This is a genomic window from Poseidonocella sp. HB161398 (genome assembly GCF_005870025.1).
GTDB lineage: Bacteria > Pseudomonadota > Alphaproteobacteria > Rhodobacterales > Rhodobacteraceae > Mangrovicoccus.
In genome coordinates this window covers 60,830-87,280 of the sequence record NZ_VATA01000028.1, presented here as the reverse complement: position 1 = coordinate 87,280, position 26,451 = coordinate 60,830, and the positions used below count along the sequence as shown (strand labels likewise).

Genomic DNA, 26,451 nt, shown 5'->3' with positions numbered 1-26,451 from the left:
ATCATAGCCCTTGTCGGCGAGGAAATATTCAGGCTCCGGCAGATCCTGCGGCATTACCAGGTCGAACCCCTTGATGTCCGCCGTCTCGCCGCCTGTGATCTCGCTGCGCATCGGCAGTCCCGCGCCATTCATCCGGAGATGGATCCTGGTCGTGAAGTGGAAGGCGGATCAGAAAACGATCCGGGGGACCGTTTTCCCGCCGGACAGTCGAGAACGGCCGAAACCTTCTTTCCGAGTCCCCCTTTCGCGCCCGCTGCCTGCTGACGGGCGCGGATCACCATTCGGCGCTGCGCTCGGACCAGTGGCGCTTGCGCCTCATTGTCGATCATCTGGAGCCGGGCGGGCACGAGGTCGCTATCGTTGAGAAACAGGAGCATGGTCTCCCATAGTCCGGCATTCGCCATCGCGCTCGGACCGATGGCGCGGATGGCTCATTCCAGCGCCGGAACTGGCGGTAGACGGACCCCCATTTTCGGAACTCGCCGGGCAGGTCGCGCCACGGGGCACCGGTCCGTGTTCGGCGCGATTCTCGAACCAGTGGCACATTCACGCCTCACTCCAGAATATGCCATCCAGAACAAGGCGATGATCAACTGGCTTGCGCCCGTTCGGGGCGCGGATGGCGGCGATGAAATGCTCGAAGAACCGCCATCCCGCATCGGACACAGGTTCCACGCCAAGGTCGCCTCCGTCATGGCGGTGATCTTGACTCACGGAAGCGCTCGGTTGTGACTCCCTTTTGTCAACAAGGCCTAGCCCGCAACGGACGCTCGTCAGCGGCGTGGATGCGCTTCACGGCCTCTGGCCACCCCGGGCGAACCGTTGTTAGCGCATGGGCGGAGGGCCCCACGAGCAAGCGCGCCCCTGCGCAGACCGGAGACCTGCGCAAGGATGGGTTTCGCAGTGTCTGCCTGCCCTGTGCGGATCGCCCTCCGCGCGTGGCCGCACGCATCGCGGCTGTCACCTGGGACGCGCACCGGCCCACGGGAGCGCTTCGCGGCCGCTGCCAGGCCCTGTGCGGACTGGCCTGGGCAGACGGCTGGGCGAGTCGCGGCTGGCCCCGCGGACGGATGCGTCCCGGAGCGCGATCGCGCGCATTTCGGCTGTCCCAGACGGAGGGACGCCGACGGACGGGCCTGCGCTTCGCGGATGCTGCAGTCCCGATGCGGGACAGTGCCGGCAGGCGCGCAGATGCGGTCGGCGGAATTACGGAAGAGACGGATTTTTGGAGATCAGAGGCGTTTCGCTCGGAAACGGGCGCGGGAGCCGCGCGGTCGGGGTCCTGCCCCCATGGCCTTCTGCCATTCTCGACACCGGAGGATTTTCCCAGTGGCGGTCTTGCCTGAAGCGCGGATCGCTTCGAAAGCAGTCAGTAGATGTAGCGGATCTGGTCGGACCAGTACCGCTCCACCCGGCGGAGCGACGAGTTGATGTCGTTGATCCCGTCGGGACCCAGGATGCCGCGGGCCTCCAGCCCTTCGGCGTGGCGCTGGAAGAGGTCCTCGACGATGTCGCGGATCTGCTTGCCGTTGTCGGTGAGCCGGACCCGCACGGAGCGCCGGTCGATCTCGCAGCGCTGATGGTGCATGTAGCCCATCTCCACCAGCTTCTTGAGATTGTAGGACACGTTCGAGCCCTGGTAGTAGCCGCGGGACTTCAGTTCCCCGGCCGTTACCTCGTTGTCGCCGATATTGAACAGGAGCAGCGCCTGCACGGCGTTGATCTCCAGAATGCCGACTCGTTCGAACTCATCCTTGATCACGTCCAGCAGCAGCCGGTGCAGCCTCTCCACCAGGGCCAGCGAGTCCAGGTAGGCCGTGATGAAGCCCTTTTCCTGCGCCTCGCCCAGTCCGGGGTGCACACTCATAAAATACCCTCCATGATAAATTGCACATGAAGGGAATGTCGTCAGAATACGGAAAAAAAGCTTTAATGCGTACGGTAGCTTATTCCGTTATTTTCCGGGAACTTGGTTACTTTTCCACTGCAATTCGATTCAACTCGGCAATCCGCGACACCAGGTCGAGATAGCGCGGCGGCACCGGCTGCTGTCCCGAGACCCACTGGTAGAGGTCGTGGTCGTTCTCGGCCAGCATCGTGTCGTAGAGCGTCAGGTCGTCCTCGGGCAGGGCGCGCAGCCCGGTTTCGGCGAAGCGGCCGAGGATGATGTCCATCTCCTTGATGCCGCGGCGGATCGAGCGCATGTGCAGGCGCTTCAGTCGGTTCTCTCGGGTTTCCATGGTCCTATCCCAGTTCCCGCGCCGCCTGGCGCAGGCGTTTCTCCAGCACGCTCACGCGGTTCGCGAAGCGCAGCATCTCTGCCCGGATCTGGCGCATCTCGGCAAGCACCGTTTCGACATCCTCGGGATCGATCGTCTCGTCGGAGGGCGGCTCCACCCCTTCGCCCTCGCCGGTCAGGAGCCAGCCGAGCGACACGTTCATCAGCCCCGCCGCCATCTGCAGCCGGTTGGCGCGCGGCTCGGCGATGTCGTCTTCCCAGGCCTGGACCGTGGCGGCCTTCACGCCCAGCCGCCGTGCCAGCTCCGCCCGCGGCAGGCCCATCCGCTCGCGCGCCGCGGCCAGGCGGTCGCCGAAGGTGCTCGCCTCCGCGCCGTACCAGTCGATTTCAGGCAAGTCGGCCGACATGGCCCGCTCCTTCTTGCGCCGGGTTCCGCGCCAACCTAGAGAGGTCGGCGTGTCCTTTCAACCTGAGGTTCCTCCGATGCCGTTCCTGTCCGAAACCCTGTCCCGCGTGAAACCCTCGCCGACCATCGCGATGACGACCAAGGCGCAGGAGCTGAAGGCCGCGGGCAAGTCCGTGATCGGCCTCTCGGCCGGCGAGCCCGATTTCGACACGCCCGACAACATCAAGGAAGCGGCCATCGCCGCGATCCGCGCCGGCAAGACGAAATACACCGCCCCCGACGGCATGCCCGAGCTGAAGCAGGCGATCTGCGCCAAGTTCGCCCGCGAGAACAGCCTGTCCTACGAGCCCGCGCAGATCAGCGTCGGCACCGGCGGCAAGCAGATCCTGATCAACGCGCTGATGGCGACGCTGAACCCCGGCGACGAGGTCATCATCCCGGCGCCCTACTGGGTCAGCTATCCCGACATGGTGCTCTTGGCCGGCGGCGAGCCGAAGCCCCTGCCCTGCGGCCCGGAGCACGGCTACAAGCTGCAGCCCGAGGCGCTGGAGGCGGCGATCACGCCGAAGACCAAGTGGCTGATCTTCAACTCGCCCTCGAACCCGACCGGCGCGGGCTACACCTGGGACGAGCTGAAGAAGATCACCGAGGTCCTGCTGCGCCACCCGCATGTCTGGATCCTGACCGACGACATGTACGAGCATCTCGTCTACGACGATTTCAAGTTCTGCACCCCCGCCGAGGTGGAGCCCGCGCTCTATCCGCGGACGCTGACCATGAACGGCGTGTCGAAGGCCTATGCGATGACCGGCTGGCGGATCGGCTATGCCGGCGGGCCGGTGGAACTGATCTCGGCGATGCGCAAGATCCAGTCGCAGACGACCTCGAACCCCTGCACGATCAGCCAGTGGGCCTCGGTCGAGGCGCTCAACGGCACGCAGGATTTCATCGCGTCGAACAACGTCGCCTTCAAGCGCCGCCGCGACCTGGTCGTGTCGATGCTGAACCAGGCCGAGGGGATCGACTGCCCGACGCCCGAGGGCGCCTTCTACGTCTACCCGCAGATCGGCGGCTGCCTCGGCAAGACCTCGAAGGGCGGCAAGCTGCTGGCCACGGACGAGGATTTCTGCAACGCGCTGCTTGACGAGACCGGCGTGGCGGTGGTGTTCGGCGCGGCCTTCGGCCTGTCCCCGGCCTTCCGCGTCAGCTATGCGACCTCGGACGAGGCGCTGACCGACGCCTGCACCCGCATCGGCGAGTTCTGCGCCGGGCTCAAGTGATCCCATGGGCTCCGGCCAGGTGCCGGAGCTTGTCGGGATTGCGCATCACGTAGATGCCCAGGATGCGGCCGCCCCCGATCTCGAGGGCGGTCGTCTGCAATAGCCCCCCGGCCTCGATCGTGACGAAGCCCGGCAGACCGTCGATCCGGGCATAGCGCAGGAGCCGCGACGGGCTCCGCGCGAACTCCGCCGCCATCTCCGCATGCCGCGCCAGCACGGCGTCCCGGCCGAAGAGCGGCGCGGGCGAGGCCGGGACGCGGCCGCCGCCATCGGCATGGGCAGCGACATCCTCGGCCAGAAGCGCGCTCAGCGCCTGCATGTCCCCTTCGCGCGAGGCCCGGTAGAAGGCCGCGGCGATCTCCTGCCCGCGCCCGGGCGGCACGGCAAAGCGCGGCCGCGCGGCGCGGACATGGCCCCGGGCGCGCGAGGCCAGCTGGCGGCAGGCCGCCGGATCGCGGCCGATCGCCTCCGCCACCTCGGCAAAGCCCATCCCGAAGATGTCGTGCAGCAGATAGGCCGCCCGCTCGAGCGGCGAGAGCCGCTCCAGCGCCAGGATCAGCGGCAGGGTGATGTCGCCGCGCCACTCCTCCTCCGCCCCGTCCACCAGCGGCTCTGGCAGCCAGGGGCCGGGATAGGTCTCGCGGCGGCGGCGCGCCGAGGCGAGCTCGTTCAGGCAGAGCCGCGCCAGGACGGTGCGCAGGAAGGCCTCCGGCGCGCGGATCGCCGCCCGGTCCGCCGCCTGCCAGCGCAGCCACGCCTCCTGCACCATGTCCTCGGCATCGGCGCGGGAGCCGAGCATCCGGTGGGCCAGCCGCAGGAGCCGCGGCCGCAGCGCCTCGAAGACGGCGTCCTCCGCCATCAGCCCGCCGGGGCGGCATGGACCGCGGTCACGCGGCAGAGCACCGGAGAGACGCTCCGCGCCAGTGCCGCGAAACGCGCCAGCTGCGCACGGTTGTCCGGATCCGCCATGAAGGCCGCAAACTCCTCCTGCCCTCGCCACTGGGCGTAGTTTACCACTTTCGTCCCGTCGAGGCTCGCATGGTAGCTCGCCGAGACGAAGCCCGGCACATGGCGCAGCACCGCCTCGGTCTGCTCCGACAGCAGAGCGCAGAGCGCCGCCTGCTGCGCCGGGTCGACCTCGTAGACATTGACGAGCGCCAGCGGCGCGGCGGCGGCGGTGATGGTTGCGGTTCCGGGACGGGTCATCGGGGTCTCTCCTGAGCAGCGCCTTTCGGCATGGACTGCAGGGATGACCGGACAGGGCGGCGCGATGTGACATCGCCGGGCGGATTTTTCCCGCGCCGCGGCCCCGGCGAAACGGAAGCGGAACGGAAAAAGCCTGCCGCGGGGGAACGCGGCAGGCTTCGGTGTCCTCCGGGAAGGGACGGACGGTCAGGCGGCGGCAGCGGCCGAGAAGCGGGCTGCGACGTCTGCGACGCGGGCGCCATAGACTTTCGCGGTTTCCAGGTCGCCCGAGGGGATGGCGTCATCGCCGGCATCGGAGGGCGACTGCACCAGCACGCCGACCGAACCGCCGAGGTTGTTCATGTCCTCGCGGGTGGAGGCCAGGGTGTTGGCCGGCAGCATGCCCAGCGAGACCCAGATGCCGCCATGCTGCGACGCCAGGGTCTGCAGGTAGGTCAGCGTGCCCTGCTTGTCGCCGTTGAGCGAAGCGGAGTTGGTGAAGCCGCCGAAGATCTTGTCCTTCCAGCCGGAGCCGAACCAGATCTTGGAGGAGGCGTCGGCGAATTTCTTGAACTGCCAGGGGGCCCCGCCCATGTAGGTCGGCGCGCCGAAGATGATCGCGTCGGCGGCGTTCAGGGTGTCCCAGTCCGCGTCGGCGATGTTGCCTTCCGCGTCGATGGCAACCAGCTCGGCAGCGGCGCCTTCGGCGACGCGCTCGGCAACCAGTTTCGTGTGGCCGTAGCCGGAGTAGTAGACGACGACAGTCTTGGCCATGTCATACCTCTTACAATTGCGTGTTGATCCGTTGCCGCAACAGATAGGCCACTGCCCCGGAAAATGCAGCGGCAAAGACAGGCCGCCCGCGCACGGGAACTGTGCACAGGCGCGGAGAGCCGCCTCAGCCCTCTGCCAGCTTGACCCGCCAGAGCCGCTGCCCGAGCAGCACCGCCGCGCAGCTCAGCCCACCCGCCAGCCCGACCCAGACGCCCACCGCGCCGAAGCCCGCCGGGAAGCCCAGCACGAAGCCCAGCGGCGCGCCGATGCCCCAGTAGCTGACCGCGGCAAGCCACATCGGCACCCGCGTGTCCTGCACCCCGCGCAGGAGGCTGATCATCACCACCTGCGCGCCGTCGGCGAACTGGAAGAGCGCAGCCATCACCACCAGCCCGGTGCCGGTGGCCAGCACCGCGTCGCGCAGCGGATCGGCCGGATCGAGGAAGAACAGCACCAGCGGCGCGCGCAGGGGCACGAGGACCGCGACCGTGGCCGTCGCCAGCACCACCGTCACCGCCAGCGCGGTGCGCGCCAGCCCGCGCTGCTCCTCCAGGTCGCCGCGCGCCCAGGCCCCGCCCATCAGCACCGTCGCCGCCTGCGCCATGCCGACATGCAGCATGAAGGTCAGCGTCGCGATCTGGATGGCGATGGCATGGGCGGCCAGCTCGGCCACGCCGATCCAGCCGATCATCACCGCCGTCGCCGAGAACAGCGCCGTCTCCGCGAGCGTCGCCATGCCGATCGGCCAGCCGAGCTGGAAGACCTGCTTCAGCTCCTCCCAGTCGGGCCGCCAGATGCGCACGAAAAGCTGCGCCTCGGGGAAGGCGCGCCGGGCATAGGCCGCCAGCGCGGCGACGCCGCAGAGATTGGTGATGACCGAGGCCAGCGCCGCGCCCGGGCCGCCGAGCTCGGGGAAGCCGAGATTGCCGAAGATCAGCAGCCAGTTGAAGAGCGCGTTGACGACCATGCCGGCCAGCGTCACCCACATCACCACCCGGGTCCGCGACTGCCCCGCCAGGTAGGAGCGCATCAGCATGATCGTCAGCATCGGGAACAGCCCCCAGGCCGCGACCCGCAGGTAGTCCTGCGCCAGATCCGCCAGCTCCGGCTCCTGCCCGAGCAGCCGCAGGAGCGCGCCGCCATTGAGCAGCACCGGCATCGAGGCCGCCGCATAGCCCATGGAGATCCAGAACCCCATCCGCGTCACCCGGCGGATGCGCGTCTGGTCGTGCTTCGCCGCCGCCGCGGCCACCATCGGCGTCACTGCCCAGGAGAAGCCCGCCCCGACGATGAAGAGCGCGAAGAAGATCGAATTGGCCAGCGCGACCCCGGCCAGGACGCGCGGGTCGTACCAGCCCAGCATCAGCGTATCGACGATCTGGATCGACACCTGCGCGATCTGCCCGCCGACCAGCGGCAGGCCGAGCGCCAGGAGAGAGCGGACATGGGGGCGGTGATCGGCAAGCTGAACCATGCATGCGGCTTAGACCATGTGCGCGCAAACGGGAATGGCCCGCGGTGCCGTCCCGCCCGGGTGGTTGCCCGCGGGCCTCAGCCCCCGGATTTTCCCTCGCCGCGGCGCTGGTCGGGATGCAGCGACGTGCCCAGGATATGCTCCGAGCGGTCGATCACGTGCGAGGCATGGCCGACGATCAGCGGATCGGGCCGCCCGACGAGCTCGCCGTCCTTGCCGGGATAGTCGAGCCCGGACAGGAAATGCCGCATGCAGTTGAGCCGCGCGCGCTTCTTGTCGTCGGATTTCACGATCACCCAGGGCGCGTCGGCGGTGTCGGTGTAGAAGAACATCGCCTCCTTCGCCTCGGTATAGTCGTCCCAGCGGTCGAGGCTGGCAATGTCCATCGGCGAGAGCTTCCACTGCTTCAGCGGATCGGTCTTGCGCGCGGCGAAGCGCAGGCGCTGCTCCTTCTGGGTGACCGAGAACCAGTACTTGTAGAGCCGGACCCCCGAGCGCACCAGCATCCGCTCCAGATCGGGGGCCTGGCGCATGAATTCCAGGTACTCGTTCGGCGTGCAGAAGCCCATGACGCGCTCGACCCCGGCGCGGTTGTACCAGGAGCGGTCGTAGAACACCATTTCGCCATTGGTCGGCAGGTGCTCGACATAGCGCTGGAAGAACCACTGGCCCTTCTCTTCCTCGCTGGGCTTGTTCAGCGCCACCACCCGCGCGCCGCGGGGGTTGAGATGCTCCATGAAGCGCTTGATCGTGCCGCCCTTGCCGGCCGCGTCGCGCCCCTCGAAGAGGATGACGAATTTCTGCCCGGTCCTCTGCGCCCAGAGCTGCACCTTCAGAAGCTCCGCCTGCAGCCGCGCCTTCTCCTTCTCGTAGGCCGGGCGGGCCATCTTGCGGGCATAGGGATAGGCGCCGGTCTCGAAGGCGTGGCGGATGGCATCGGCCTGCACCCGGGGAAAGCCGCGCACCAGGGGCGGCCCGGCCGGAACCGGCGGGACTTGGGGAACGGGGGGCAGATCGGGGCGGTCATCGAAGCTCATCGGCAGGGTCCTTTCCAGCTGTCGCGCGCCTGCCCGCTAGCGCGGTCCGCGCGGAACTGCCTTGATCCCTGTCATGAAACCGTCACGAAGCCCGGTCCGTCAATGCCCCGGCGCCGCCCGGCTGCCGGGCTTCGCGGCGGATGCGCGGTTTCCGGGCAGCGCCGCGTCAGCCGCGCAGACTGTCGGCGACGCGGAAGCCCTCGGGGATGCGGTCATGGCCGTCGAGCAGCAGATCCGCCATCACTTCGGCCACGGCCGGGGCCATGCCGAAGCCGATCTTGAAGCCGCCATTGGCGATGAAGACGCCGTCGCGCCCGGGATGGGGCCCGAGCATCGGCGCGCGGCTGCGCGCCCGCGGCCGCACCCCGGCCCATCGCTCGATCACCGGCGCCTCCGCCAGCAGCGGGCAGAGCCTGCGCGCCGCCGCGATGAGCGCGTCGCATTGCGCATCCGGGGCCGCCGGGTCGTCGAATTCGCGCTCCGAGGTCGAGCCCACCGCCACCGTGCCATCGGCATGGGGCACGATATGCAGCGTCTCGGCGAAAAGCTGCGGCAGCGCCCGCGCCTCCGCCCGGAAAAGCGCCGCCTGCCCCTTGATCCCCGCGCCGACCGCCTGGCCCAGCTCGCCGTTCAGGTCCAGGAGCCCGCGCCAGCCGGTGGCCAGCACAAGCCGCCCCTCCTCGGCGCCTTCCGCCACGACCTCGCCGCCCAGGGCGGTCACGGCCGCGGCCAGCGCCTGCCCGGCCAGGCGCGGATGAAGCCGCGCGGTCAGCGTGTCCTCGATCAGGAGCCCGCTCGGCGAGGGCGGCGCCCAGCCCGCATGCGCGGCCGCCTCGACCACGCGCCAGCGGGCGAAGCCCTGCCAGAGCGTCTCCGCCTCCGCCGCGCGCTCCTCTGCCAGCGCGCGCGCCGCCGCGTCCGCCACCGGCTGCAGCCGCCCCGAGCGCAGGTAGCCCGGGTCGCGCCCGCCCGCTGCCGCCACGCCCGCCCAGAAGGGTTCGGCCATGCGCAGGCTGTCGAACTGGAAGGCCTTCTTGGAGTTCCAGCGCTCGGGCACATGCGGGGCCAGCGCGCCGACAATGCCGCCCGAGGATCCCGCGCCGATCCCGCCGGGGTCGATCACGCGCACCCTTGCGCCGCGGCACGCACAGGCATAGGCGATGGACAATCCGAAGATCCCGGCCCCGCGGATGGTGACGTCAATTCTGGACATGATGGCGCCTCCTGCAGCCGCTGCCGGGCCCGACCCTTAGGACATAAGATGACCAATCACCAGCAGGCGGAGATCACCTGGCGCGACGGCGCCGTGCCGGTCTCCCGCCGTTTCGACGATCCGTACTACTCGCTGGAGAACGGCTGGGACGAGACCGCGCATGTCTTCCTGGCCGGGAACGGCCTGCCCGATCGGCTCCGCCCCGGCTTCCAGGTCGCCGAGCTCGGCTTCGGCACGGGGCTGAACCTGCTCGCCTTCGTCGCCATGGTGGCGAAGGCGAAGCCCGCAGGCCCCGTGCGCTTCACCAGCTTCGAGCTCTTCCCGATGTCCGCCGACGACATGGTCAGGGCGCTCGGGCACTTCCCCGAGGCGGCAGCCCTTGCCGCGCCGATGATCTCGGCGCGCGAACAGGACATGCGGGTCTGGACCATGGGCGAGGTCGAGGTGGAGCTGATCCTGGGCGACGCGCGCGAGACCCTTCCCGCTTGGGACGGCCGCGCCGATGCCTGGTTCCTCGACGGCTTCGCCCCGGCGCGCAATCCCGAGCTCTGGGAGCCCGCGCTGCTTTCGGAAGTCGCCCGCCACACCGCCCCGGGCGGCAGCTTCGCCACCTACACGGCGGCCGGCGCGGTGCGCGCCGCGCTGGCAGAGGCGGGCTTCGCGGTGGAGCGCGTCCCCGGCTTCGGCCGCAAGCGCCACATGACGGCCGGAACACGCGCATGAACCAGAATACCGCCCTCGGCATCCTGATCATGATCGCCGCCTGCCTGGTCTTCTCGATGCAGGACGGGTTCTCGCGCACGCTGGCCAGCGAATACAGCGTGCTGATGATCGTGATGATCCGCTACTGGGCGCATGCCGCCTATGTGCTGATCCGCGCCGCGCGCCAGCCGGGCGGCATCCGCGCCGTCGCCCGCACGCGGCAGCCGGGCGTGCAGATCCTGCGCAGCGCGGTGCTTTCCTCCGAGATCTGCCTGGCGATCGCCAGCTTCACGCTGGTCGGGCTGGTGACGCATACCGCGCTCTTCTCCGCCGGGCCGCTGCTCGTCACCGCGCTGTCCGGGCCGATCCTCGGCGAGAAGATCGGCTGGCGGCGCTGGAGCGCCGTGGCGGTCGGCATGTGCGGCATCCTGGTGATCATCGGCCCGGGCAGCGAGATGTTCGGCCCGCTGGCGCTGATGCCGCTCGGCTCGGCCTTCCTCTTCGCGCTCTACGGGGTGATGAACCGCTATGTGGCGCGGCAGGACAACACCGATACCAGCTTCTTCTGGACCGGCATTACCGGCGCGGTGGTGATGACCCCGGTCGGGCTCTGGGCCTGGCAGCCGATGGATGCGGCGGGCTGGGCGGTGATGGCGGTGCTGTGCTGCACGGCGATCCTCGGCCACTGGCTCTACATCCGCTGCTACGAGGTGGCAGAGGCCAGCGCGATCCAGCCCTTCGCTTATTTCCACCTGGTCTTTGCCTCGATCGTCGGCATCGTCTTCTTCGCCGATCCGCTGGTGCCGCGGCAGGTGCTCGGCGCGGCGATCGTGGTGGCCGCGGGGCTCTTCACCTGGTGGCGCGAACGCCAGCGCGCCGCCCTGCCCCGCCGTCTCTGAGCCCGGCCGGCCGCGTGCGCCGGGGAGGGGTGCGGGGAGGGGGCGTGCCCCCTCCCCGCACCCCTCCCCCTGCACCACGGACCCTAGCGCGCCTTCAGCGCCTCCTCGAGGCCCAGCGGTCCGGATTTCCCCGAGAGCCGCGCGCGGTAGGGCGCCATCGCCTCCATCACCCGCATCACGTAGTTGCGGGTCTCGCGGAACGGGATGTGCTCGATCCAGTCCACGGGATCGACCTGCGGATCTCGCGGATCGCCATAGCGCTCCATCCAGTCGCGCGGCCGCCCCGGCCCGGCATTGTAGCCCGCCGCCACCAGCACCGTGCTGCCGCCGAAGGCCTCGCGCAGATGCTGCAGATAGGCCGCGCCCAGCTTGGCATTGTAGACCGGATCGCCGACCAGCCGCGCCGCGCTATAGGCCTCGCCCACTTCCGGCGCCATCATCTGCGCCGTGCCCGGCATCAGCTGCATCAGCCCCCGCGCCCCGGCATGGCTGACCACCTCGTGGTTGAACTCGCTCTCCCGCCGGGCGATCGACAGCGCCAGCTCCGGCTCCACATCCGGCGACTTGCGGGTGTCGAGCCGCATGACCGGAAAGAGCGGCTTGTGGATCTCGTAGCCCATCGTCGCCGCCCGCTTTGCGATCTCCAGCTCGACATGCGGCGATTTCAGCAGCTCGAGCCGCGCCGCCATCGAGCCGATATCCTCGCGGTTCAGGCTCTCGGCCAGATGCGAGAAGAACCGCGCCGCCAGGGGCAGGTTCCCGGCCTCGAAGATCGTCACCCCGGCCTGGTAGACCTCTGACGAGCGGAAGGGCGCACGCACCCCGTCGGGGAAGTCCTCGCCGCCCGCCAGGCGCGGGTCCGGGGCGATCCCGCCGCGCTCGGCGGCAAGCTGGCCGTAGAAGCTCGACTGGTACTGCGCGCCGAAGGCATAGGCCTCCTGCGCCTGCTCCGCCTCGCCGAGCGCCTCGTAGGCCCGGCCCTCCCAGTAGCCCGCCCGGCCGAGCGAGATCGGCGTGCTGACCGCCGCCTGCATGCGCTGGAAATGGTCGAGCGCCGCGCCGGGCGCCTCGAGATAGCGCAGCGCGACATAGCCCGAGAGCCATTCCAGATCGGCATAGTCCGCCCCCGGCTCCAGCCGGTGGCCCGAGGCGACCAGATAGGCGTCGCGGTAGTCCTTGTCGCGCATCAGCTGCCGCGCCAGCCGCCGCCGGTAGTCGGCCCAGCGGTCCGGCCGGCCCAGCGTCGCCGCGGTCGCCGACTGCGCCCGCATCAGCTCGGCCGTGTCCGCATAGCGTCCGCGCCGCATCCGCCAGGCCATCCGCTCGAAGGCCAGGCCCGGATCGTCCTGCAGCGCATCCGGCACCCGCGCGATCAGCCCGTCCACCCCCGGCACGTCCTGGCGCAGCCCCTTGCGGGCTTCCGCGAGGTGTTGCCAGCCAGGCGAGACCAGCGGCAGCATCCGCTCTGCCTCGCCCCAGGCGCCGCGCCACAGCAGGCTGTCGAGCCGCTCGGCGTGATGCGGCGCCAGGAGCTCGCGGAAGCGCCCGAGATAGAGCGCCTCCTGCTCGCGCGAGAAGCTCAGCTCGGTCCAGGCGCGCACCAGCGTGTCCTCGGCCCCCTGCTGCCGTCCCGCCCCGGCCAGGGCCAGCGCGAACCAGTAGGACCCGTTCGCGGTGGTCGGATCGCCGCCGGCGAAATATTCCAGCACTTCCTCCTGCGGCACCCGCGCGTCGATCGAAAGTTCGCCGCGCCGCCGCAGGAGCGGAATCCCCGGCCAGTCGGCATGGTCGCGCAGGAAGGCGCGGTAATCCTCGAAATCCGGCTGCTCCGCGGCAGAGCGCAGCCGCTGCCACTCGATCACCACCGGCGCGTAGGTGCCCTGGCCGCGCGCCTGCCGCGCTGCCTCGTCCCAGCGGCCCTGCGCCGCCGAGTCCAGTGCATCCTCGAACGACGCCCAGCCCGGCGCTGCCGCCGTTGCCAGCGCCGCGACCAGGGCCAGCGCCCATGCCCGTGCCATCACTGATTTCCGTCCGTGAATTGAAACTTGAAGAGACTCCCTTGCGCACCCTGACCCCTGCGCCGCGGCGAGGCAAGCGGGTTTCATTCCTGCCGCGGCGCGCAGCGTTCTGCTGCCCGCCGCCTTGGCATTGCCCGGCAGGGCGGCTAAAGCACGCACGGATTCGAAAACCCGGAATGCAAAGGAGCGCATCATGATCAAAGGGTCCATTCCAGCCCTGGTGACGCCGTTCAAGGACGGCCAGTTGGATCTGGATGCGCTGAAGAAGCTGGTCGACTGGCATGTCGCCGAAGGCTCTTCGGGCATCGTCCCCACCGGCACCACGGGCGAGAGCCCGACGCTGAACTACGACGAGCACTACACCGTCGTCGAGGAAGTCTGCAAAGCCGCCGCGGGCCGCGTGCCGGTGATCGCCGGAGCGGGCTCGAACAGCACCGACGAGGCGATCGATCTCAGCCGCCATGCCGAAAAGGTCGGCGCCAGCCACCTGCTGATCGTCACCCCCTACTACAACAAGCCGACCCAGGCGGGCATGATCGCGCATTTCACCGCGATCCACGATGCCTGCGGCCTGCCGATCATCATCTACAACATCCCCGGCCGCTCGGCCGTCGACATGACCCCCGAGACCATGGGCGAGCTGGCGAAGCTGCCGCGGATCATCGGCGTCAAGGACGCGACCGGCGATCTCAGCCGCGTGCCGAAGCAGCGCATCACCTGCGGCACGGATTTCGTCCAGCTCTCGGGCGAGGACGCGACCGCGCTCGGCTTCAACGCCCATGGCGGGGTGGGATGCATCTCGGTGACCGCCAACGTGGCGCCGAAGCTCTGCGCCGAGTTCCAGGCGGCGACGCTCTCGGGCGATTTCGCCCGCGCGCTCGAGCTGCAGGACCTGCTGATGCCGCTGCATATCGCGATCTTCCTCGAGCCGGGTGTCGCCGGGGCGAAATACGCGATGAGCCGCCTCGGCCTCTGCTCCGACGAGGTCCGCCTGCCGATCCTGCCCGTCACCGATGCGGTGAAGGCGCGGATCGACGCCGCGCTGGAGCATGCGGGGCTGCTGTGAGCCAGGACATCCGCCCCGGCGAGGAACAGCTTCCCTTCGATCCGGCGGACCGGACCGAGGCGGGGCTGAGCTTCATCGGGGCGATCCGCTCGCCCTGGTCGAAGGGCGACTGCCCGCGCAACATCGCCCGCGCCCGCGAAAGCGGCAAGGGCGCGCGGATCGAGCTGCGCCCGGGCTACGGGCGCGGCCTTCTCGGCCTCTCGGTGGGCCAGCCGGTGATCGCGGTCTACTGGATGGACCGCGCCCGCCGCGACCTGATCGTGCAGAGCCCCGGCCATGCCGACGGCCCCCGCGGCACCTTCGCGCTGCGCTCGCCGGTGCGGCCGAATTCCCTGGCGATGGCGGTGGTGGTGATCACCAGCCTCGACGCCGGGGCCGGCGTGATCGGCATCGACGCGATCGACGTCTTCGACGGCACGCCGCTGGTCGACCTGAAGCCCTGGCTCTCCACCGTCGACATCCCGCCCGGCTGGACCCCGGAAGCCTGAGGCCCGCCCGCCCCGCGGAGCACCGCCGCCGGTATAGCGCAGCGCCCCCTTCGGACGTGAAGATGGCCCGCACGTGATGCGGCACTGGCCACCGCGGCCCGCCCCGTCCTGCCTGGCACTGTCCGAGGGACGGCCTGCCGCAACGGGCCCGCCGCCGGTCGACGGCCGTCTACCGAGCACCACCCTCGCCCTCGCCCTCGCCCTCGCCCTCGCCCTCGCCCTCGCCCTCGCCCTCGCCCTCGCCCTCGCCCTCGCCCTCGCCCTCGCCCTCGCCTGAGACCGGACCCGACCGGAACGCGGGGTGCAAGCCCCTAGGACATCCGCCATTCCGCCCCCCTCTCCGTGCAGAGGTTCGGCCCTGCGGACCGGACAATTCCCGTTTCTAGCCTCGCAAACCATTGATTTCCGGGGGCGCTGCATGCGTCACAGCGCCGAAAGCGGGTGGTAAGATGCTGATCTTCTCTGGCTGAGCGACGCCCAGGTGGCGTCCGGGGTCTTGCTTCGCCAAGTGGAACGGAAACCTCCGGCCGGTGCTCCCCATGCCAAGCGGAATTACCGTCATCAATCGCAATGGCTCACGATGGCGGGAAGCGCCGAGGAAATTGCTCCGCACAGCTTGACGGAGCGTAGCGCCGACGGCCCCGTGAAGGCCCCGGAATCGCGCCGCAATTCCGGAAACTGGCAGCGCCAGGGCCACACTCGCGCAGTTGATGGGCAGGCTCGCCGCTGGGCATGGCGCGCAAAAAGGGCGCCCGAGATGCCCCTGCAGGGGCAGAAGCGCATCCGGCTTTCCGCGCAGGTTGCCCCGGCGCCGAGCCATGGCACCGGTTTCACGTCAGGCGGAGGTCCTCGGGCCCGGGGTCCGGCTGACACAGGCCCCGCCGGGGCGACGGCGCCTTACGGGGCAAGTGCAGTCGGCTCTCGTTTCCGGGGGTCCAGGCGCTGACCCTTTGGGGGCTGCCGAGCCGGTCACGAAGGCGTTCAGGCGGGCGCACTCGTAGTCCAGCGCGCCGCTGCACGGCCGGGGTTTCGCCCGCAAACCCCCGGGATGGGCCACTGCCTTTCGCTCCCCCGGTTGCCGACCCGGTGTCCGCGCCCGTCCACGAAGATCGTCGACTTCGCACCGTGCAGCAGAGCCGCGAAGCCGGTTCTGGCGCATTGCAGCCCCTGGCCGGTCCCGAAGATCTTTGGCGTGCCGTGCCCCGCCAGCGCCGATTTCCGGGCGCCGAGGTCCCCGCCTATGCGGTTCGAGCGCCTCCGGCCCGTCCGGCAATGCCGCTCCATGACAGCCACGAGACGGAGGAATGACCCATTTGAGCGCCTCGCGTTGGGCCCAACGGGAATGCGCCGCATCGGGAGCGAAATACCGAACGCCGCCGGTCTGAAGGCGATTCCGTCCGGCGATGCCGGCGCACCGGACCGGTTCGGCCGGGTGGCGGGCAAGTCCTTCAGATAGCGGTCCCGCCTGTGCCACAGGTTCGAGCACGATGACGAGCGATTCACCTCGTGCACCGGATGCTTCATTCCGGCCTTCGGTTCCTGCCAGACCGGCACGAGCGGCATGAGCTCCATCACCCGGCGCCCGCACTCACGCCCTCCGCGCGGCATGCAGCAGGCCATCCGGCGCGAGCCATGCCGGGGCGCCTCCGGGACTGCAGGTCGATGAGTGCCGCCAAGGCGCGGTTCCCGGAGCTTGCGCCGCGCGGCTGGCAGTGGAGGCCGGGACGCGCCAGGGACAGCAGGCCGCTCTGCCGCCGGAGGCTGGGCTTCCTCATTGTCTTCTGCCTCCAGAGCCAGAGAGGAGACAGCAAGCGGAGGGCGAAAGTTCGCGCTCGATTGCCAGCTGGCCGCTCCGGGCGCGAATTCGCCCGTCGCGCTCGAACCGGTGGCGCGAACGGACGCGCTTGCGATTGCGGCGTCAGATATCCCCGGTGCGGCCAACGCCGCCTGCCCGCCGAAGGCCGATCCCAGGTTGCCCATCGCGGCGCAGTTCCAGCCGCGGATCATGGCGGTGGCCTGCCCTGTCGGATCGACCGGTTCCAACCTTGGTGCATGACGGGCTTCGGCGCCAGGGCCTGGACGGTCGGCGGGGCCGAGCCGGATGGCGAAAGCGGCCATTGCGCGACTTCCGGAGCCGATGGCCCAGCCGGGAATGCGGGCGTTGCGTCTTGTCGTGGTGCCGCCAGACTTCGACGACAACTTTCGTCCCCGCGAGGCGGTAGTAAATCTCGCCGATGCGCGGCTCGCCCCGGAGCCGGGCGCTGAAGCTGTCGCAATGGCCCTGCCTAGGGAAACCGGTCCGCCGGACCGCTACCTGATCCTCGACAGGACAAAGGGCTGCCCGGCTCGATACAGGCGGCCTGGGCGTCGACGGCGGCAGCTCATGTCGTCACCGCCCAAGCGATGCAGTCCGGGCCATCGCCCGTCGGGTTCGGGCCGATGGCGCCGCGATGGGCAACTCAGACCGGATGTCCCCGGGACACCGCCAGGATGAACAGGTCGGCCAGCACGTCGATTCTCAGCCTGCGACTGATGCGGATCGCCGGGCATTCCGTGGTGAATTCACCGATCAGGGTGAGCACGCGGAATTTCCTGCCGGTTGCCATCGTCGCGCCATCGGTCCGGGAGACGATGGCGACGGTCAGGCTCTCGGCGAAATCGCAGCACCGGACGTGGTTCGGCCGCTCCGGCCCGAGGCGGGCACAGGAGCCGTTCCGCGGGCTTTCGCGGCACCACTGGCGCCACGGTCCCCGGAACTTCCGCCAGAGCCGTCCCTTCCGCGGCACTTTCTGCTTCGTCAGGGAAACGATCCCCCGGATCTTTTCCTGATCCTCCTCTGTCCCGCCGTCAGCTCCGTTCCGCCCGCGTCGCGTTCACCGCCCGCCCGGCCTCGCGGGGCAGCGCCGCACTGCGCCGATATCCGCAGTGCCCGTCCTGGCTGGCCAGCGCGATGATGCCCGCGGTCACGGCATCCTCCTCGGCCCGACCGCGCGGCGCTTTGCGTTGCCTCGACCGGTGCTGGCCGGGCATTCGGCAGGCACGGCGTTCCGGACCCCTCATGGTCGGTGCAGGCCCGGCGGCGGACGGGACTCGGGGACGCCGCGCTTTCAGGGCTGAACCGGTCCGCCGGACCGGTGGCGCGTCCGCGCTCACGCCTTCAGGATCGGCGTCGCCAGCGCCAGACCCGACACCGCCTTGCGCAGCCGCTCCCTCGCCATTGGGCTCCAACCGATGGCGCCGCCATAGCTCGATCCTTTTCGGGCTCCGTCCGCCATCGACACGAGCCCGTGTTGTACAGAGGGACTTCTGATTGACGTCGTAAATCGAAGGCAGTCGCCGGATGGCATGCGCGGGCCGCCGAAGCCGCCCTGCAGGACCGCCGGCAGGCGTCCAGCGGCAAGGGGGATCAATTCCCCGACGAACGCCGTCCGGGTCTGCCTGATCATCAAGGCGCTCCTTGCCCTGCCGCTCCGCCAGGATGAACCTGTGTGGCGCCATGGGTTGAAGCCCGCTGGCGACCGGTTTCTTGGCGCCCCTGCCGAAACTGCCCGGGGCTCCGCGATCCGTGCCGGATTTCAGCACCCTGTCCCGGCGTCAGTGGCGCCGCGGAGATTCGTTGAATAGTGGATGCGGCCGTACCGTATCGCGGCTCGAACTGCACCTTGCACCTGCACTTGGACGAAGCGGCAGCGCGCGGGTCCGGGGACGGTCCCGAATGGCATCAAGGCGAAGACGCGTGGCGCGGGCGCAAGCATGGCCGCACGAAACAGCGCGTTCGTGGATCCGCCCGGACCGGTGGCGCGGCCCGCTCTCGGCGCAGGATCCGCCTCGACATTGACGGCGAGCGAGGTGCATCAGGAAGCCGTCCGGCGGACGGTTTCCTGGCGAACACGGAGATCCGGGCTGTCGAGGTCGCGTCCTGCAATCTCTGCGATGCCCCGATGCTGCCGAACCTGCTTGCCCAGATCCCGGCGGACGCGGAGAGTGCCACCGTCACCGCCGACCGCGCCCAGGTTCGCGCGGGTACGCCGTGACGCCATCGCTGCCCGCAGTGCAGCGGCGGTTCCCGGCGCAAAAGGTCTCCCGGATCTATTTCTGGCCCTTCCCGCTTCCGCCCCGCCGCAGCGCCGGGCCATGGAAGCCGGACAGCGCCGGGGCGCCGGCGCGCAGCGAGGCGCCTCGGCCTGGCGATCTGGCGGAACCGGAGCGGGGACCGCAGACGGAGCAAGGTCGAGATACGAGCCGGATCGGGAAAAGGCCGTGGGGACATTTTCCCCGCGATTGACTGACTTGCGTGAAGCAGCTCGGCCCGCAGCTGATCTCCGTTCGGCATCGGCCTCGGACCGATGGCGGCGCGATGCCTCACCTTCGACCGCCAGGTTGCCGAGGTCCAGGTCCGGGGGCGATCCCGAGCCGCTTCACGGCCCTCGGCATCCCGGTCGCCGTTGCCCCGGGATAAGAGTGCCCCGGGAAAGGCGAACGGCGGTCGCCAACGGATTTGCGCAACCGGGCCCCCGGGGACATTCAGGAGCCGGCATTTGCATCCACAACGGCCGGTTTCCATCGGGCAACCCTGCCCCGGGCCCGCCCCCGCAACTGCCGCGATCCCCGTCGCGGCAACCCTGCCGCTGCGCGTGCCAGCACCGCGGCCGGAGAGCCGTCCCCCGCAGGGCCCCGGGCAATCCTGTTTTGCTCCTTTCGCCGCGGAGACTGGGCACAAGCACGCGGTCTCGCACGCAAAGAGCGTGGTCCCCTCCGAGAAGACACGCCATCCGGCCGATACCTTAGCCGAGACGGGAAGCGGCAGCGCCGCCGCAGCCGACCAGGGTGCTGAGGGGAAGACCGATGCCGGGCGCGCACCTTCCGATGGCAGCGTCCGCCGCCTCTGCGAACCGCGACGGCAGGCGCGACTGGAGGCCTGCGGCACGCCGTGTGCCGCGCCGTGCCATGGCTGCAGCTGAAGACGGTTTCCGGCTGGGCCCTTGCGTGCAGGACCTCCGCCCTTGTGCGTCAGCTCCTCAGCGCGGCCCAGGTCTTCTGGCCGACGATGCCGTCCATCGCGAGGCCGCGGGCCGCCTGGAAGGCCTTCAGCGCGGTTTCCGTGCCCGGGCCGAATTCCGCGTCGATGGTCAGCGCCGCGCCTTTGGCGGCAAGAAGCTCCTGCAGCTCGGCCACGGGCGTGCCGAAGGAGCCGCGGCGCAGCACCGGATCGCTGCCCGGCTGGCGGGCCGCGACCATGATCGCCTGGCGCTTCGCCAGCGCGGTCTTCGCCTTGCGCAGATAGCCCGCCCGGTCCTGCAGCCCGCGGGTGCCGCCATTGACCAGTTTCGTCACGCCGATCAGGTCGTCGCGGTCGCAGATCGCGTTGATCCCGCGGCTCTCCCAGTACTCGCAGGCAATGCGCAGCGACGCCAGCGGTTGCGCCGCGACATGCGGCGTCTCTTCAAGCGGCAGGTCCAGCCGTTCGCCCATCTGGCGGTAATTCGCCCGGCCGGTGAGCTGGATCAGCCCCCGCCCCTTGTAGCGGCGCCCGTCGCCCTTCTCGGTATTGCCGAGATCGGCGCGGCCCTCGTAGGCGGCGCCGGAGGCGAATTCCTCGGTGGTGCGGAAGCCCGCGCATTCATGCGTCACCTGCCCCATGAAATGGGCGATCCGCAGCGCGCTGTCGATCTCGTAGCGGCGCAGCACCTGCTCGAAATCGCCGGAAATCGCGGTGACGATCTCCTTCTGCCGCTGCGCGAAGCGCCCCGAGAAGCTCGGGGCGACCTCCAGGATGAAATCTCCGTCGACCGGGATCATGGCACCCTCCTCTGGCCTGCCCTTGCGGCAGAGGAGCCCGCCCTGGGACGGAAATCAAGCGCGGAGGCTCAGCCGCTGACCCGCAGGATCCGCCGCGGCACCGTCCTGGGGCGCGTCGCGGCAGAAGCCGCGCCGGCAGGGCCCGCCTTGCCGGGCGCGCCTGCCTGGGGCTTGGCGGTTTCCAGCAGGCGGCGTGCCGCCATCCGCGTGGCCATGGCCGAGCGCGCCGTGACCGGCGGGCGCATCAGGGAGAACGCATTGCAGGGATGGCGGATCTCGCTGACATAGCGCATCTCCGCCGGGTAATCGACGCCGACCAGCATGTCGCGCGGATCATGGTCGATACGGATCACCGCGATCTTCGCCTTCGGCGCCGCGCTGACCAGATGGCCCGTCACCATGCCCTGGCCGAGCACCAGCACACCGAACTGGACCTTGCACTTGATGGCTTCGTCGAGGAGCCGCTGGGGCCAGTCCTCCATGGGCGGAAGCTCGCGCCCGTAAACTTGATCGAACATGTCCAGCCTCGCTGAATGGTCAAGGGACATGGGGGCTATCTCAAGACAAGATTGATATTACCTCAATTCCCGCGGCATCACCTAGGCGGAAACATGGCGGATTTTACCCAACTCCGGCAGGATTGCGGCAGAACTGCGGCGGGGAATTGCGGCCGGGGCGCGCGCGACGCCTTTTCAACCGGCCGCTTACCGCCTATATCCCGCTTCCCATGGCAAAAGCGAAATCAGATCCGAACTACAAGGTGATCGCGGAGAACCGCCGCGCGCGGTACGACTACGCGATCGAGGACGATATCGAAGTCGGCATCATCCTGATGGGCTCCGAGGTCAAGTCGCTGCGCCTCGGCGGATCGAACATCGCCGACAGCTACGCCAATGTCGAAGACGGCGAGCTGTGGCTGATCAACGGCTACATCGCCCCCTACGAGCAGGCCAAGACCTGGGGCCACGAAGAGCGGCGCAAGCGCAAGCTCCTGGTATCGCGCAAGGAACTGGCCAAGCTCTGGTCGGCGACCCAGCGCGAGGGCATGACCCTGGTGCCGCTGGTGATGTACTTCAACCACAAGGGCCTGGTGAAGCTGAAGATCGGCATCGCCAAGGGCAAGAAGACCCAGGACAAGCGCGCCACCGAGGCCAAGCGCGACTGGGACCGCCAGAAGCAGAGGCTGCTGCGCCACGGCTGAGACCGCGGCGCAGGCCAACCCGGGCGGGTTCAGAGCTTCATGCCGCCCGAGACCTCGATGCGCTGGCCGGTGATCCAGTTGCCCTCCGACATCAGCAGGCTCGCGGCCGCCGCGCCGATATCGTCGGGCAGGCCGACCCGCCCCAGCGCCGTGACCCCGGCGACATGGGCATTCACCTGCGCGTTGTCGCGGATCATGCCGCCGCCGAAATCGGTCTCGATCGCGCCGGGAGCCAGCACGTTGACCGAGATGCCGCGCGGCCCCAGCTCGACGGCGAGGTAGCGGGCGAAGACCTCCACCGCGCCCTTGGCCGCGGCATAGGCGGCATAGCCCGGCATGCAGAACCGGGTGAGCCCGGTCGACACCGCCAGCACGCGCCCGCCATCCTTCAGCACCGGCAGGAGCCGCTGCGCCAGGAAGAACACGCCCTTGACGTGGATGGCGAAGAGCGTGTCGAACATCTCCTCGCCCGTCTCCGCGACCGGCGCATTGAGGCCGATCCCGGCATTGAGCACCAGGATGTCGAGCCCTGCCGCGCCCCAGCCCGAGAGCTGCGCCCCGAGCGCAGCCGCGAAGCCGTCGAAGCCCGAAATCTCCCGCGTATCGAGCGGCAGCGCCGCGGCGCGGCCGCCCAGGGCCTCGATCTCCGCCACGGTCTCGGCGGCGGCATCGGCGCGGGACTGGTAGGTCAGGACGACATCCGCCCCTTCGCGTGCAAGATGGAGCGCCATCGCGCGGCCGAGCCCGCGGCTGCCGCCGGTGACGAGCGCGACCGGGCGCGCCTTGATCTGATCGGTCATGTCCGTTCTCCTTCGATCGGTGATGCCGGGGATATGCACCCGGGCGCCCTGCAGGTCCTGCCGGTTCCTCCGCGGCTCCTGCCCGATCCTCCGAAACATCGCTCGCCGCTTCGTGACGATTGCGCGGATCCCGCCACTCGACCGGCGGCGCGGCAGGCGCTAGGACTGGAGCCGCCATGATCCCCGATCCCGACACCATCGCCGCGCTCGACCGCTTCGCCCGCCGCCTCGGCGCCGGGCCGGTCCCCGCGGCGACCGGCATCCCCGGCCTCGCCATCGTCCGCGCCGAGGCGCCGACCGAGATGGAGCACATCCGCTACCGCCCGCTGGTCTGCCTGGTGCTGCAGGGCGAGAAGGAGGCGTCCTGCGCGCAGGGCACGCTGCGCTTCGGCGCCGGAGAGTCGCTGATCGTCTCGCACCTGATGCCGGTGCGCTCGCGGATCACCCGCGCGTCCGCCCCGCAGCCCTATCTGGCGCTGGCCCATGACATCGACCTCGACGAGCTGCGCGCGCTCTGCGACCGGTTCGACGGCAGCCAGGTGGAGGATGCCCGCGCCCTCGCCCCCGGCGAGGCCGACGCCGCCCTGGCCGGAGCCATGCTGCGCCTGCCCGCGCTCGCCGGGAACCCGGTCGAGCAGGAGGTGATGCTGCCGCTGCTGAAGCGCGAGATCCACTACCGGCTGCTCATGGCCCGCAACGGCGCGATGCTGCGCCGCCTCGCCCGCCCCGGCAGCGCGGCGAGCCGCATCTCGCGCGCCACCGGCCATCTCGACGCCCATGCCGGCGAGCCGCTGCGCGTCGCCGAGCTGGCGGCGCTGGCGGGGATGAGCGTCTCGAGCTTCCACCAGCATTTCCGCGACGTGACCGGCACCACGCCGCTGCAGTACCAGAAGGAGCTGCGCCTCGTGGAGGCGCGCCGCCAGCTCCAGGCCGGGCAGAGCGTCACCGCGGCGGCCTTCGGGGTCGGCTATGGCAGCCCCACCCAGTTCAGCCGCGAATATGCCCGCAAGTTCGGCGCTCCCCCCAGAAACGACCGCCGCCCCGCCTGATAGCGTCCGGTTTCTGCAGCGCGGCGAATCCGGGGCCTTGTGCAGTCCGGGCCATGCCGGTACCCCTTGCGAGAGGCGGAGTGTGGAAGGCGGACATGGCTGAGAGCGACCCGAAGACCCTGGTGACCACGGACTGGCTGGAGGACCATCTGCGCGATCCCGATCTGAGGATCCTGGATGCGTCCTGGTACATGCCGGATTCCGGTCGCAACGGCCGCGCGGAATACGAGAAGGCCCATATCCCCGGTGCCCGCTTCTTCGATATCGACGAGATTTCCGACCTGCGCTCGGACATGCCGCACATGGCGCCGCCGATCGAGAAATTCATGTCGCGCATGCGCAAGATGGGCGTCGGCGACGGGCACCAGATCGTCGTCTACGATGGCTCGGGCCTGTTCTCGGCCGCGCGCGTCTGGTGGCTTTTCCGGCTGATGGGCAAGACCGACATCGCCGTGCTCGACGGCGGCTTCCCGAAATGGCTGGCCGAGAAGCGCGAGGTCGAGGACCTGCCGCCGATCGTGCGCGACCGCCACATGACGGTCAGCCGCCAGAACCACATGGTCAAGGACGTGACCCAGGTCGCGGCCGCCTCCAAGCTGGGCGATCAAGAGATCATCGATGCCCGCTCCCCGTCCCGCTTCGCCGGCAAGGAGCCCGAGCCGCGGCCCGGGCTGCGCTCGGGGCACATCCCGAATTCGAAGAACCTGCACTACCAGCTGCTGCTCAACGAGGACGGCACGATGAAGGCGCCCGCATCGCTGCGCGCGGCCTTCGAGACCGCCGGGGTGGACCTGTCGAAGCCCGCGATCACCAGCTGCGGCTCGGGCGTCACCGCCGCGATCCTCAGCCTGGCGCTGGAGCGGATCGGCAAGACCGACCATGCGCTCTATGACGGCTCCTGGGCCGAATGGGGCATGTATGACGGGCTGGCCGCCGCCACCGGCTGAGGCCGCGCCAGCCGGAAAGTCCTTAGAGTTCTAGGCATTCCGGGCGGGCTACACCCGCCCTTAAGCCGCGCTTGCGACAGTGCCGCCCGATCGAGGCAGCAAGCAGTGGGATCTGATGGGCAGATTGCTGGGACGGTACCGCCCCGCCCCGCGGGGCGCGGAGGATATCGTCAACCTGTGCCTGGAGTGCAGGACGCGCGAGGACGCGCTGGATCTCAGCGGGGAGCATGCCCTGACCGCCGAGCGCGGACTCCTGGAATTCGCCGCGGTGGCCGAGATGCGCCGCCGCCTGGCCGAGGCGGGCGGGTTCCTGCGCGAGGCCGGGCCGGCCACCGGCGACAGCGCCTTCCAGATCGTGCTGCATGACTACCTGATGCCGGGCCAGCTCCTCGAGGAGGAGCGCCATGCCGTCATCTCCACCCCCGGCGGCCGCGGCGCCCTGTGGATGGCCCTCGCCATGCTCAGGGAGCTGCATCCGGAGACGACGCTGTGGCTGCCCGCGCCCGGGCGCCGCCTGCAGGCGGAGCTGGTCGCCGCCACGGGGCTGAACCAGCGCTACTACCCCTATTCCGACGGCAGCACGCTGCGCACCGAGGACATGCTGGCCACGCTAGCGGCCATGGCGCCCGGGGACGTGCTGCTGCTGCAGGCCTGCGGCCAGGACCCGACCGGGATCGACCTGCCGCCCGAGCTCTGGGCGGCGCTCGCCGGGCTCTGCATCGCCACTGGCGCGGTGCCGCTGGTCGACATCTCCCATGCCGGGCTCTGCACCGGGCCGCAGAGCGATCTCGACGGCGCCCACGGGCTGGCCATCGCCGTGCCCGAGGCCTTCCTCGCCTTCAGCTGCTCGTCGAGCTTCACGCTTCATGGCGAGCGCACCGGCATGCTGCTGGTGCGCGCCGAGACCATGGGCGAGGCCGTGCGGGCCAGCGACATGATGGAGGATTTCGCCGCCACGGGCTTCGGCCCGGCCGCGCGGCCGGGACAGCTGATCGTGACCGACCTGCTCGGCACGCGCGACCAGCGCGAGGACTGGGAGGCCGCGCTGCGGCAGCTGCGCATGGGGCTCGGCGAGACCCGCGCGGCGCTGGCCGCGGCGCTGGAGACCGCGACGGGCGAGGCGCGCTGGCAGGCGCTGGCGACGGGTCTGGGGCTGTTCTCGCAGCTGCCGCTCACCGGGGCGCGGCGCCTGCATCTCTGGGCGGAGCATGGCATCGGCATCGCCCCGGACGGACGGATCAACCTCTCGGGGCTCAATGCCGCCGCCATCGCCCGCATTGCCGAGGGCGTCGCCGCCAGCCTCGCCGCCCCGGAGGAGGCGCTGGAAGGGATCGGCGACAGGCTGCTCGACGCCCTCTCCCCGGCCCCGGACCCCGCAGAAGACGGAGAGCCCCCGGAGACCGGGGCGGAGGCGGCGGACGGGGACGCACCGGACCCGGCGGAGGAAGATCCGGCCGCCTCGGCGAACCGCTCCGCCTGAGGCCTCGCAGGACGCGACCGCTGACGGGTGGCCCGGTGCACGATCCCCCTCCAAGGCCCCCCGCGAACGGACGTCGAGACAACGGACACCAATGCGGAGGCGGCAGCCGGGGGCCCACCGGACCCGGCGGAGGTGGACCCGGCGGCGTCGGCGAACCGCTCCGCCCGGGGCGCCGCCGGACGGGATCGCGGAGAGCTGGCCCGGCGCGCTCCCAGGCGCAGAAAGCCGCAGCCGAGGGTGAGCGAAAGAGGTCTGCTCGGAGGGCACGGACTTCGCCGCGGCGGAAAAGGCGGAGCGCAACCAGCAGACCCGCCAAGCAGCTCCGACGGAGGCCGCGCTGGCAGAGATCGGGGACAGGCGCCGCAGACCAGGACATAGGCGGCAGGCGAAGACG

At 70.0% G+C, this 26,451-nt stretch carries 25 protein-coding genes and 2 pseudogenes; 10 read left to right on the top strand and 17 right to left on the bottom strand.

The window, feature by feature from the left end; all coding sequences use genetic code 11:
- From FGX59_RS38815 to FGX59_RS20790, 4 genes and pseudogenes are all read right to left on the bottom strand, one after another.
- Positions 1-675: pseudogene (locus FGX59_RS38815) on the bottom strand (transposase); the annotation flags it as partial.
- 694 nt (positions 676-1,369) lie between these two features.
- Positions 1,370-1,867, bottom strand: a complete 498-nt coding sequence (locus FGX59_RS20800) for a MarR family winged helix-turn-helix transcriptional regulator (RefSeq protein ID WP_138469043.1) — start codon at positions 1,865-1,867, stop codon at positions 1,370-1,372.
- A 106-nt stretch (positions 1,868-1,973) separates the two neighbouring features.
- On the bottom strand, positions 1,974-2,240 hold the full coding sequence (locus FGX59_RS20795) for a succinate dehydrogenase assembly factor 2 (RefSeq protein ID WP_138469042.1): 267 nt from the start codon (positions 2,238-2,240) through the stop codon (positions 1,974-1,976).
- 4 nt (positions 2,241-2,244) lie between these two features.
- On the bottom strand, positions 2,245-2,646 hold the full coding sequence (locus FGX59_RS20790) for a helix-turn-helix transcriptional regulator (RefSeq protein ID WP_138469041.1): 402 nt from the start codon (positions 2,644-2,646) through the stop codon (positions 2,245-2,247).
- A gap of 76 nt (positions 2,647-2,722) precedes the next feature.
- Here FGX59_RS20790 and FGX59_RS20785 point away from each other — a divergent pair, with 76 nt between their 5' ends.
- On the top strand, positions 2,723-3,925 hold the full coding sequence (locus tag FGX59_RS20785) for a pyridoxal phosphate-dependent aminotransferase (RefSeq protein ID WP_138469040.1): 1,203 nt from the start codon (positions 2,723-2,725) through the stop codon (positions 3,923-3,925).
- On the opposite strand, the gene FGX59_RS20780 is transcribed toward FGX59_RS20785, so the two are convergent.
- The 6 genes from FGX59_RS20780 to FGX59_RS20755 all read right to left on the bottom strand — a co-directional run bounded on the left by FGX59_RS20780 (position 3,918) and on the right by FGX59_RS20755 (position 9,608).
- Positions 3,918-4,784, bottom strand: a complete 867-nt coding sequence (locus FGX59_RS20780) for a sigma-70 family RNA polymerase sigma factor (protein WP_138469039.1) — start codon at positions 4,782-4,784, stop codon at positions 3,918-3,920. The genes FGX59_RS20785 and FGX59_RS20780 overlap by 8 nt on opposite strands.
- Positions 4,784-5,131: an antibiotic biosynthesis monooxygenase gene (locus FGX59_RS20775; protein ID WP_138469038.1), complete on the bottom strand. Its 348-nt coding sequence runs from the start codon at positions 5,129-5,131 to the stop codon at positions 4,784-4,786. Before FGX59_RS20775 ends, FGX59_RS20780 begins: the two co-directional genes overlap by 1 nt.
- Positions 5,132-5,317: 186 nt before the next feature.
- A complete protein-coding gene (locus FGX59_RS20770; RefSeq protein WP_138469037.1) occupies positions 5,318-5,884 on the bottom strand; it encodes a flavodoxin family protein in 567 nt (188 codons plus the stop codon).
- A gap of 124 nt (positions 5,885-6,008) precedes the next feature.
- Positions 6,009-7,358 (bottom strand): MATE family efflux transporter, encoded by a 1,350-nt coding sequence (locus FGX59_RS20765; RefSeq protein WP_138469036.1) that lies wholly within the window; start codon positions 7,356-7,358, stop codon positions 6,009-6,011.
- Between the two features lie 77 nt (positions 7,359-7,435).
- The gene (ppk2, locus tag FGX59_RS20760; RefSeq protein WP_138469035.1) at positions 7,436-8,395 is read right to left on the bottom strand and encodes a polyphosphate kinase 2; all 960 of its coding nucleotides are present in this window, start codon (positions 8,393-8,395) and stop codon (positions 7,436-7,438) included.
- A gap of 166 nt (positions 8,396-8,561) precedes the next feature.
- The gene (locus FGX59_RS20755) at positions 8,562-9,608 is read right to left on the bottom strand and encodes an FAD-binding oxidoreductase (RefSeq protein ID WP_138469034.1); all 1,047 of its coding nucleotides are present in this window, start codon (positions 9,606-9,608) and stop codon (positions 8,562-8,564) included.
- A 48-nt stretch (positions 9,609-9,656) separates the two neighbouring features.
- On the opposite strand from FGX59_RS20755, the gene mnmD reads away from it, so the two are divergent.
- On the top strand, positions 9,657-10,331 hold the full coding sequence (gene mnmD / locus FGX59_RS20750; protein ID WP_138469033.1) for a tRNA (5-methylaminomethyl-2-thiouridine)(34)-methyltransferase MnmD: 675 nt from the start codon (positions 9,657-9,659) through the stop codon (positions 10,329-10,331).
- Entirely contained in the window at positions 10,328-11,209 is an 882-nt protein-coding gene (locus tag FGX59_RS20745; RefSeq protein WP_138469032.1) for a DMT family transporter, read from the top strand. The genes mnmD and FGX59_RS20745 overlap by 4 nt, the downstream gene beginning before the upstream one ends.
- An 83-nt stretch (positions 11,210-11,292) precedes the next feature.
- On the opposite strand, the gene FGX59_RS20740 is transcribed toward FGX59_RS20745, so the two are convergent.
- Positions 11,293-13,227 carry a lytic transglycosylase domain-containing protein gene (locus FGX59_RS20740; protein WP_171060749.1) on the bottom strand — a complete coding sequence of 645 codons (1,935 nt, stop codon included), beginning with the start codon at positions 13,225-13,227 and terminating at the stop codon, positions 11,293-11,295.
- 193 nt (positions 13,228-13,420) lie between these two features.
- Here FGX59_RS20740 and dapA point away from each other — a divergent pair, with 193 nt between their 5' ends.
- Together dapA and FGX59_RS20730 are read left to right on the top strand one after the other, a co-directional pair.
- Positions 13,421-14,293, top strand: coding sequence for a 4-hydroxy-tetrahydrodipicolinate synthase (dapA, locus tag FGX59_RS20735; protein WP_138469030.1), 873 nt, complete (start codon positions 13,421-13,423; stop codon positions 14,291-14,293).
- Entirely contained in the window at positions 14,290-14,781 is a 492-nt protein-coding gene (locus FGX59_RS20730) for a TrmO family methyltransferase (protein WP_138469029.1), read from the top strand. Before dapA ends, FGX59_RS20730 begins: the two co-directional genes overlap by 4 nt.
- A 169-nt stretch (positions 14,782-14,950) precedes the next feature.
- Here the strand turns inward: FGX59_RS20730 and FGX59_RS38170 are convergent, their stop codons facing one another.
- The 3 genes from FGX59_RS38170 to FGX59_RS20720 all read right to left on the bottom strand — a co-directional run bounded on the left by FGX59_RS38170 (position 14,951) and on the right by FGX59_RS20720 (position 18,227).
- Entirely contained in the window at positions 14,951-15,088 is a 138-nt protein-coding gene (locus FGX59_RS38170) for a hypothetical protein (protein WP_206078400.1), read from the bottom strand.
- 2,152 nt (positions 15,089-17,240) lie between these two features.
- A complete protein-coding gene (locus FGX59_RS39345; protein ID WP_255471616.1) occupies positions 17,241-17,363 on the bottom strand; it encodes a hypothetical protein in 123 nt (40 codons plus the stop codon).
- Positions 17,364-17,930: 567 nt separating this feature from the next.
- Complete coding sequence (locus FGX59_RS20720; protein ID WP_138469028.1) at positions 17,931-18,227, bottom strand: hypothetical protein; 297 nt, start codon at positions 18,225-18,227, stop codon at positions 17,931-17,933.
- Here FGX59_RS20720 and FGX59_RS39725 point away from each other — a divergent pair.
- Positions 18,205-19,240: pseudogene (locus tag FGX59_RS39725) on the top strand (hypothetical protein); the annotation flags it as partial. The gene FGX59_RS20720 and the pseudogene FGX59_RS39725 sit on opposite strands and share 23 nt — an antisense overlap.
- A gap of 551 nt (positions 19,241-19,791) precedes the next feature.
- Here FGX59_RS39725 and FGX59_RS20710 read toward each other — a convergent pair.
- Both FGX59_RS20710 and FGX59_RS20705 read right to left on the bottom strand, forming a co-directional pair.
- A complete protein-coding gene (locus FGX59_RS20710) occupies positions 19,792-20,580 on the bottom strand; it encodes a peptidoglycan-binding protein (RefSeq protein ID WP_138469026.1) in 789 nt (262 codons plus the stop codon).
- A gap of 68 nt (positions 20,581-20,648) precedes the next feature.
- A complete protein-coding gene (locus FGX59_RS20705) occupies positions 20,649-21,098 on the bottom strand; it encodes a hypothetical protein (RefSeq protein WP_138469025.1) in 450 nt (149 codons plus the stop codon).
- Positions 21,099-21,307: 209 nt separating this feature from the next.
- Here FGX59_RS20705 and smpB point away from each other — a divergent pair, with 209 nt between their 5' ends.
- On the top strand, positions 21,308-21,781 hold the full coding sequence (gene smpB, locus FGX59_RS20700; RefSeq protein ID WP_138469024.1) for an SsrA-binding protein SmpB: 474 nt from the start codon (positions 21,308-21,310) through the stop codon (positions 21,779-21,781).
- A gap of 29 nt (positions 21,782-21,810) precedes the next feature.
- Here smpB and FGX59_RS20695 read toward each other — a convergent pair whose 3' ends face one another.
- Positions 21,811-22,581, bottom strand: a complete 771-nt coding sequence (locus tag FGX59_RS20695; protein WP_138469023.1) for an SDR family NAD(P)-dependent oxidoreductase — start codon at positions 22,579-22,581, stop codon at positions 21,811-21,813.
- 176 nt (positions 22,582-22,757) lie between these two features.
- Here FGX59_RS20695 and FGX59_RS20690 point away from each other — a divergent pair, with 176 nt between their 5' ends.
- From FGX59_RS20690 to FGX59_RS20680, 3 genes are all read left to right on the top strand, one after another.
- Complete coding sequence (locus FGX59_RS20690; protein ID WP_138469022.1) at positions 22,758-23,630, top strand: AraC family transcriptional regulator; 873 nt, start codon at positions 22,758-22,760, stop codon at positions 23,628-23,630.
- A 95-nt stretch (positions 23,631-23,725) separates the two neighbouring features.
- Positions 23,726-24,577, top strand: coding sequence for a 3-mercaptopyruvate sulfurtransferase (gene sseA / locus FGX59_RS20685; protein ID WP_138469021.1), 852 nt, complete (start codon positions 23,726-23,728; stop codon positions 24,575-24,577).
- A 115-nt stretch (positions 24,578-24,692) separates the two neighbouring features.
- Entirely contained in the window at positions 24,693-26,057 is a 1,365-nt protein-coding gene (locus FGX59_RS20680; protein WP_138469020.1) for an aminotransferase class I/II-fold pyridoxal phosphate-dependent enzyme, read from the top strand.
- Positions 26,058-26,451 lie beyond the last annotated feature (394 nt).

Excerpts from the sequence above, each read along its gene's own strand:
- smpB (WP_138469024.1), top strand. The coding sequence starts at position 21,308 with ATGGCAAAAGCGAAATCAGATCCGAACTACAAGGTGATCGCGGAGAAC.
- FGX59_RS20780 (WP_138469039.1), bottom strand. The coding sequence starts at position 4,784 with ATGGCGGAGGACGCCGTCTTCGAGGCGCTGCGGCCGCGGCTCCTGCGG.
- FGX59_RS20775 (WP_138469038.1), bottom strand. The coding sequence starts at position 5,131 with ATGACCCGTCCCGGAACCGCAACCATCACCGCCGCCGCCGCGCCGCTG.
- FGX59_RS20800 (WP_138469043.1), bottom strand. The coding sequence starts at position 1,867 with ATGAGTGTGCACCCCGGACTGGGCGAGGCGCAGGAAAAGGGCTTCATC.
- FGX59_RS20785 (WP_138469040.1), top strand. The coding sequence starts at position 2,723 with ATGCCGTTCCTGTCCGAAACCCTGTCCCGCGTGAAACCCTCGCCGACC.
- ppk2 (WP_138469035.1), bottom strand. The coding sequence starts at position 8,395 with ATGAGCTTCGATGACCGCCCCGATCTGCCCCCCGTTCCCCAAGTCCCG.
- FGX59_RS20690 (WP_138469022.1), top strand. The coding sequence starts at position 22,758 with ATGATCCCCGATCCCGACACCATCGCCGCGCTCGACCGCTTCGCCCGC.
- sseA (WP_138469021.1), top strand. The coding sequence starts at position 23,726 with ATGGCTGAGAGCGACCCGAAGACCCTGGTGACCACGGACTGGCTGGAG.
- FGX59_RS20790 (WP_138469041.1), bottom strand. The coding sequence starts at position 2,646 with ATGTCGGCCGACTTGCCTGAAATCGACTGGTACGGCGCGGAGGCGAGC.
- dapA (WP_138469030.1), top strand. The coding sequence starts at position 13,421 with ATGATCAAAGGGTCCATTCCAGCCCTGGTGACGCCGTTCAAGGACGGC.
- FGX59_RS20740 (WP_171060749.1), bottom strand. The coding sequence starts at position 13,227 with ATGGCACGGGCATGGGCGCTGGCCCTGGTCGCGGCGCTGGCAACGGCG.
- FGX59_RS20795 (WP_138469042.1), bottom strand. The coding sequence starts at position 2,240 with ATGGAAACCCGAGAGAACCGACTGAAGCGCCTGCACATGCGCTCGATC.
- FGX59_RS20710 (WP_138469026.1), bottom strand. The coding sequence starts at position 20,580 with ATGATCCCGGTCGACGGAGATTTCATCCTGGAGGTCGCCCCGAGCTTC.
- mnmD (WP_138469033.1), top strand. The coding sequence starts at position 9,657 with ATGACCAATCACCAGCAGGCGGAGATCACCTGGCGCGACGGCGCCGTG.
- FGX59_RS20745 (WP_138469032.1), top strand. The coding sequence starts at position 10,328 with ATGAACCAGAATACCGCCCTCGGCATCCTGATCATGATCGCCGCCTGC.
- FGX59_RS20695 (WP_138469023.1), bottom strand. The coding sequence starts at position 22,581 with ATGACCGATCAGATCAAGGCGCGCCCGGTCGCGCTCGTCACCGGCGGC.
- FGX59_RS20755 (WP_138469034.1), bottom strand. The coding sequence starts at position 9,608 with ATGTCCAGAATTGACGTCACCATCCGCGGGGCCGGGATCTTCGGATTG.
- FGX59_RS20680 (WP_138469020.1), top strand. The coding sequence starts at position 24,693 with ATGGGCAGATTGCTGGGACGGTACCGCCCCGCCCCGCGGGGCGCGGAG.
- FGX59_RS20720 (WP_138469028.1), bottom strand. The coding sequence starts at position 18,227 with ATGATCAGGCAGACCCGGACGGCGTTCGTCGGGGAATTGATCCCCCTT.
- FGX59_RS20705 (WP_138469025.1), bottom strand. The coding sequence starts at position 21,098 with ATGTTCGATCAAGTTTACGGGCGCGAGCTTCCGCCCATGGAGGACTGG.
- FGX59_RS20770 (WP_138469037.1), bottom strand. The coding sequence starts at position 5,884 with ATGGCCAAGACTGTCGTCGTCTACTACTCCGGCTACGGCCACACGAAA.
- FGX59_RS20765 (WP_138469036.1), bottom strand. The coding sequence starts at position 7,358 with ATGGTTCAGCTTGCCGATCACCGCCCCCATGTCCGCTCTCTCCTGGCG.